This window comes from Bradyrhizobium sp. AUGA SZCCT0222, from assembly GCF_018130205.1.
Lineage (GTDB): Bacteria > Pseudomonadota > Alphaproteobacteria > Rhizobiales > Xanthobacteraceae > Bradyrhizobium.
In genome coordinates this window covers 90,702-97,094 of record NZ_JAFCLX010000028.1, presented here as the reverse complement: position 1 = coordinate 97,094, position 6,393 = coordinate 90,702, and the positions used below count along the sequence as shown (strand labels likewise).

Here is a 6,393-nt window from a genome sequence, read left to right as displayed (position 1 = left end):
GACCTACCAATAGAACGGCCAGTCACATTTGAGTTGTTGATCAATCTGAAATCCGCCAAAGCGCTCGGCTTGAATATGCCGCCAACATTATTCGCCCGTGCCGACGAGGTGATCGAGTGATGTCGCTTATTGGCACTTTTCGGACATGGCCAATCTGGCGGGCGATGGCCGCTTCTGGCGCAAAGCGGACCTTGGTACACAGATGATCGTCCCACGACCGATACATCACTATGGAACCAAGCTTGGGAAGGGCGCCTACGCGCGTTTTCCCATCGGCACCACGTTTCCATCGCTCCGCGGCAACAAGGACACGACTGCCGCCCTTGCGAGGTCTTCCAAGGCGGTCGCAATGTATTTCGCATAGTGTCGCTCAATCATTTTGACTGAGGTGTTGTGCAGTTTGGCTACGTGTTGGATGGGCAAGCCCTTTCGGAGACCTCGGACTATGCTTGAGTGCCGCAAAGCATAGGGAATGACCTTCGGCATACCGGCGCGCTCGCGAATGGCCTTCCAAGGACGTGCAAGTTCGGCTCTTTTCCACGGACCGCGTTCAGACTTCCTCCAGGCGATACCCCCCGGCTCCTGTTCATGGAGCCATCGCTCGAAAAGAGGTGCATCGTTTGGCCGCCCGGCAATTGTGGGTAAAAGCACCGCAACTACATCGTCACCCACCGGGACCGGGACTGAGCCGCTATTACCCCCGCGCCCCTTGTAAGAACCCGGCATCATCAGACGTCGTGCGGAAACCTGTACGTCGCCCACGCGCATTCGCCTGACTTGGGCATACCGCGCGCCGGTCGCGGCCAGACATACGACGATCCGATACAGATCGCCATCAAACCCTTGCTCCTGATCGACTTCACACGCAGCTTGAAGTACGGCGCCAACCTCCTCATCTGTGAGAATCTGGTTATCCCGAGCTACCGACCCATCATCATCATCATCGATCCGCTCGGCTTTGAAGCCAGCCTTCACAATGGCGAGGAACGTCGGGTTTAGTTTCTTCCGATCTGCCGACAGCCGCGGCCACGCGGCGTTTAATGCGGCCTTGAGGTCATTCACGAACCGCTGCTTGGTCGTGACCTTTAAGTCCTCCGGCAAACCCTCACGCCACGTTATCAAGTCATCCTCTTTCAGGACATGCAGATGTACCGATGCGAGAACGGCAGCTTCAGCAGCTTCCTGGTTGCCGCGCTTTTCTTGACCAAGAACGTAGCGCCGGAGTTTGGTGCCGGCGTCGGATTGGACGTCGCGACCTGTTCGGCGCCTTTCTCGAGCGTCGCGTTCCTTGACGTAGGATTCAATGGCCGATCGTACGGTAGGAGGCGGGCCCGCGGCCTGCGACGCGGCTTCTGCTCTTGCTCGGGCTACGGCCTCCCGTGCCGTTCCCACAGCCTGCTCGAAGGTCAGGATTCCGTCAGCGGGCTTGTCATTGATGTCGTTGGCGACGCCGACTTGCGCCTGCTTGTAGTTGCCGCCCTCGAAGTGATTACGCCAACGGACAAGCCAAATACCGCTCTGTCTTCCTTTGCGGTAGCCTAGATGCGCTTCCGCATCGAGGCGCCGCCAATGCACGCCAACTTCGAGCCTGGAGCGTGCTTTAGCCGTCGTAACCTGAGCCTCGGCGAGTGTCTTCGACATAGCGGTCGTCTTTTTTCGTTGAATATCCGTTGAATATAAATCCCCGCACGTCGACGAACAACACCGGATCGCTGCCGTTTAACCTATTGAATTTATTGAACGTCAGCGAACAACGGCGAACGAAGCAAGGCTCACTTTTCGGCTCTCTCAAGGCTGAAACAGGGGTTCGATTCCCCTAGGGAGCGCCATGTTGCTCGATGACTGAGCGCACAGGCCGCATCAGCAGCTTGCTACACGCACCACGCTGGTTTGCCGATTTTCGCAGAATCGCGTGAGACGTCGTGGCTCTCACGACTTAAGCGGCCGCACCGTACTTCAACCGGCAGGCGGATCGGTTCGGTGCAGCGTCGTTACCCAGATGACGCGCGCTACCTGCTGCGTCGGATTGTCGAACATGTGCGGCACGATGCTCGGGAAGCGGAAACTGTCGCCCGCCTCCAGGACATGGGCTTCGTGGTCGAGCCACAGACGCAGGCTGCCCGACAATATGTAGCCAGCCTTTTCACCGGTGTGCTGGAAGAAGTCGGTGCCCGACGAGCCGCCGGGGTTGAGCGTGAGTTCATAGAGTTCGAGTTCACCCTTCTCGGCAGGGGTGAGCGCTTCCTTGACGACGCCGCTGGCGGTGAGCCGAAGCAGCCGCCGATCATTCTTCCGCACGATATAGCGCTGGGGTTCGCCGGCGTCGGTTGCTCCGAAGAAATAGGAGATCGGCACGTCGAGAGCGATGCTGAGGAGACGCAACGTGCGCACGGACGGCATGGCGAGCGCGCGTTCGAGCTGGCTGATCATGCCGGTGGACAGGCCGGTACGTTTGGCGACGTCCTGAATCGAGAAGCCTGCGCGCTGGCGCAGCAGCCGCACGGTCTCGCCAAGCCGCCGCTGATCGACCGCGTCATCGCTTTCGATCGTCTGGGCGTTCTTCGGAACGCTCACGCGGCCCATGTCGCTCTCCCGTGCATCGTCTCGCAGCCCACCGTTTCTCACCCACCGCCCCAAGCGGCGATCAATTGCATCGAATAATCGGAGCATACCATCAATAGGATTGACTCGTTTATTTAGCTATGATGAAATTTAGATGCAAATAATTAGACGTACTAAAGCTCAGCTAACCTCTGCGTTGCCGGGTTTTCGAGATCGGGCACGGGGGATCGGTGCCGCGCGCGAAAACGGAGACGGTCATGGCGGACGAAACGGGCAAATTCGACATTCCCGCATTGGGCAACTCGGCCTTCGGCATACCGAACCGCCGCCAGTTCATGCTGCTTGGCGCGAGCGCTGCGGCGGGACTGAGTGCTACGGCCTCGGCATTTGCGCAGACGGAACGTCCAGGCAATCCGCCCGCCAAGCCACGCGGGCAGGTGATCGCGGCGCTGTCGCAGGAGCCGACCGTCTTTCATCCCCTGATGCCCGGTATCGAGGTCGATCAGGGCGTTTGGTGGCAAGTCTTCTCGCCGCTGTGGTTCATCGATCCTGACGGCAACTTCGTTCCTGACCTGGCCCGCGAAGTCCCCACCATCGAGAACGGCGGGCTGTCGGCCGACGGTCTGATCTGGAAGATCAAGCTGCGCAGTAACGCCAAGTGGCATGATGGCACGGCGTTTACGGCTGATGACGTCAAGTTCTCCCTTGAGCTGATCAACAACACGGATTTCCGCGCGCGCAACCGCGTCGGCCATAACCTGGTCAAGGACATCAAGGTCGTCGCGCCCGACGAGGTTCATTGGCGCATGGAGGCGCCGTATTCGCCCTATATGTCGATCCTGTCGCTGACCTGCATGGTGCCCAAACACATCCTGGAGAAGGTCTCGGATCCGAACAGCTCGCCGTTCCACAATGCGCCGGTCGGGACCGGACCGTTCCGTTGGGGCGAGCGGGTGCCTGGCGACCACATTCTGTTGCACGCCCATACCGGCTACCACGGCAAGGGGCCTTATCTGGAACGCGTCGTCTTCAAATACATCCCGGACCTGACCGTCCTGTACACGCAGTTCCGCACCGGCCAGGTCGATTACACGGGCATGCAGGGAATCCTGCCGAACTTCGTGCAAGAGGCGAAAACGTTGCGTGGCCGCAAGATTTTCGTATCGTCGACGGCTTCGGTGGAGCACGTCGCGCCGAACCTGGATTTCGGTCCGTTCACCGACCGCACGGTGCGCGAGGCGCTTTATCTCGCGATCAACAAGAAGGCGATCATCGACGCGCTCAATTACGGTCTGCCGACGCAGACCGAGAGTTTTGTGCCGCAACAGGCCTGGTCGTTCCAGCAGGGCCTGCCGCAGCACAGCTACGATCCGGCGAAAGCGAATGCGCTGCTCGATGCGGCGGGATGGGTCCGCGGCGCAGGCGGCATCCGCGAGAAGGGCGGCGCCAAGCTCGAATTCACCAATTCGACCACGTCCGGCAACGCCGTGCGCGAGCAAACCCAGCAGCTGCTGATTCAGGACTGGCGCGCGATCGGCGCCGCGATGCGCGTGAACAACATGCCGGCCGCGGTCATCTGGGGCGAGTTCTGGCAGCAGTCGAAGTTCAACTCGGTCCTGGTGTCCGTGAACTTCATGCTGGGCAGCGATCCGGACGTGACGCCGCGCTTCGGCTCCGGCGCCATTCCGGCCAAAGGCGGACGCGGCTTCAACACCTATCAATACCAGAGTCCGGAGGCCGACCGGCTGCTCGCCGAGGGCGCCAGGCAGTTCGATCTTGCAAAGCGCAAGGCGATCTATGGCGACCTTCAGAAGCTGATCCGCAACGACCTCGCGGTGCTGCCGCTGTTCCAGGGCACCATCACCGAGGGCGTCAAGGAAGGGTTGCAAGGCTTCCGGCACAACATCAACGCTTCGTCCAACTGCTGGAACATCCGCGAATGGTACTGGACCTGACGCGTCTGATCCGGGGGATTGCCTGAATGGCCCGTTACGTCGCCAATCGCCTGGCGCAGGCGATCATGTTGCTGGTGATCGTCTCGGCGCTCGGCTTTGCGATCCTCCATCTGGCGCCTGGCGGCCCGCTCTCGCAATTCGCCGCCTCGGCGCAAATGACGCAGGAGGACCTCGATCGCGTCACCAAACAGCTGGGCCTCGATCGTCCGCTTCCGATCCAGTATCTCGACTGGTTCGGCCGCATGGTCAGGGGCGACTGGGGTCGCTCCTATCGGGACGGCGAGGCGGTGCTGTCCGTCATCGGCTCTCATCTCGGCGCCACGCTCGAACTGATGGCGACCGCGACCCTCATCGCGGTTCTGCTCGGCTGCTGGATCGGCGTGCTTGGCGCCGTGCGCCGCTATTCATTGTTCGATTCACTGGCAACTGTCGGCGCCATGATCGCGCTCTCCATTCCGACGTTCTGGTTCGGGCTCGTCACGATCTATCTCTTCTCGGTGAAGCTCGGCTGGTTGCCGTCCGGCAACCGGCATACGATCGGTGACGGCTCTTTTCTCGATCTCCTGCATCATCTGATCGCACCGGCCGTGGTGCTGGCGCTTGTCGAGACCGCCATCTGGGGACGCTTCATGCGCTCCTCCATGCTCGAGGTCATCAACCAGGATTACATCCGCACGGCGCGCGCCAAGGGGATGCCGGAGTGGCGCATCCTGACGGTGCATGCCTTGCGCAACGCCCTGCTGCCGATGATCACAGTTGCGGGGCTTCAGTTTCCAACATTGCTCGGCGGCGCGCTGGTCACCGAGACCGTGTTCACCTGGCCCGGCATGGGCCGGCTGTTCCTCGATTCCATCGGCTATCGCGATTATCCGGTCGTGATGGGCATCCTGATGTTTTCGGCCATGATGGTGCTGATAGGTTCGCTTCTCGCCGACATCCTTTATGCCGTCGTCGATCCTCGGATCCGGGTGGGATAGGCGATGAGCACCGCAGCCTTGCAGACCGTCCAACTTGCTCCGGGTCAAGCCGCCTGGCAGCGCTTCCGGCGTCACAAGCTGGCTTTGGCGGGTGCCGTGACCATCGTCATCCTCGTGCTGGGTTCGGCGTTCGGCCCTTATCTTTTGCCGTTCGACGACACCTTTATCGACATCATGAAGCGGTTCGCGCCGCCGTTGTCGGGAGCTCACATCCTTGGCACCGACGAACTTGGCCGCGACGTGCTGGCGCGGCTGATGATGGGAGGGCGCGTGTCGCTCTCCATCGGCATCGTCGCCATGACTATCGCCATGGCGGTCGGGATCCTTGTCGGCGCTTTCGCGGGCTTCTACGGCGGCGTCATCGGTGCCGTGCTGATGCGGTTCGTCGATGCCGTGCTGTGCTTCCCGGCGATCTTTCTGCTGCTGGCGCTCGCGGCGCTCACCGAGCCGGGTCTGATGACCACCACCTTGCTGATCGCGGCCACCGCGTGGATGAGCGTCGCCCGCGTTGTGGAAGCGCAGGTCCGTTCGCTTCGCGAACGCGAGTTCGCGATCGCCGCCGTCGCCTTCGGGTCGTCGAACCTGCGGATCATGTTCCGCGAACTCGTGCCCAACGCGATGGCGCCGATCGTGGTTGCGGCGACGCTCAACGTCGCCAAGGCGATCCTGCTCGAATCCTATGTCAGCTACCTCGGATTCGGCATTCAGCCGCCGGCCGCGAGCTGGGGCAACATGCTCAACAATGCGCAGATCTATATGACGAGTGCACCCTGGCTTGCGATTGCGCCGGGCGTTGCCATCACGCTGGCCGTGACCAGCTTCAACTTCCTCGGCGACGGACTGCGCGACGCCCTCGATCCGCGCATGAACATCCCATGAAGCGCCAACTAGAGCGTTTT

Annotated in this window: 5 protein-coding genes; 3 read left to right on the top strand and 2 right to left on the bottom strand. The window is 61.2% G+C overall.

What is annotated here, in order from left to right:
• Positions 1 to 255: 255 nt before the first annotated feature.
• Both JQ629_RS23430 and JQ629_RS23425 read right to left on the bottom strand, forming a co-directional pair.
• Positions 256 to 1,641 (bottom strand): tyrosine-type recombinase/integrase, encoded by a 1,386-nt coding sequence (locus JQ629_RS23430; protein ID WP_212414663.1) that lies wholly within the window; start codon positions 1,639 to 1,641, stop codon positions 256 to 258.
• Positions 1,642 to 1,956: 315 nt separating this feature from the next.
• Positions 1,957 to 2,583: a helix-turn-helix domain-containing protein gene (locus JQ629_RS23425; RefSeq protein WP_212414662.1), complete on the bottom strand. Its 627-nt coding sequence runs from the start codon at positions 2,581 to 2,583 to the stop codon at positions 1,957 to 1,959.
• A gap of 236 nt (positions 2,584 to 2,819) precedes the next feature.
• Between JQ629_RS23425 and JQ629_RS23420 the strand changes: the two genes are divergently transcribed.
• Genes JQ629_RS23420 through JQ629_RS23410 form a run of 3 tightly spaced genes read left to right on the top strand, consistent with a single transcriptional unit; the run spans position 2,820 to position 6,373 of the window.
• Positions 2,820 to 4,517: a peptide ABC transporter substrate-binding protein gene (locus tag JQ629_RS23420; protein WP_212414661.1), complete on the top strand. Its 1,698-nt coding sequence runs from the start codon at positions 2,820 to 2,822 to the stop codon at positions 4,515 to 4,517.
• Positions 4,518 to 4,543: 26 nt separating this feature from the next.
• A complete protein-coding gene (locus JQ629_RS23415; protein ID WP_212032685.1) occupies positions 4,544 to 5,494 on the top strand; it encodes an ABC transporter permease in 951 nt (316 codons plus the stop codon).
• 3 nt (positions 5,495 to 5,497) lie between these two features.
• The gene (locus JQ629_RS23410; RefSeq protein ID WP_212414660.1) at positions 5,498 to 6,373 is read left to right on the top strand and encodes an ABC transporter permease; all 876 of its coding nucleotides are present in this window, start codon (positions 5,498 to 5,500) and stop codon (positions 6,371 to 6,373) included.
• The last annotated feature ends 20 nt before the right edge of the window (positions 6,374 to 6,393 follow it).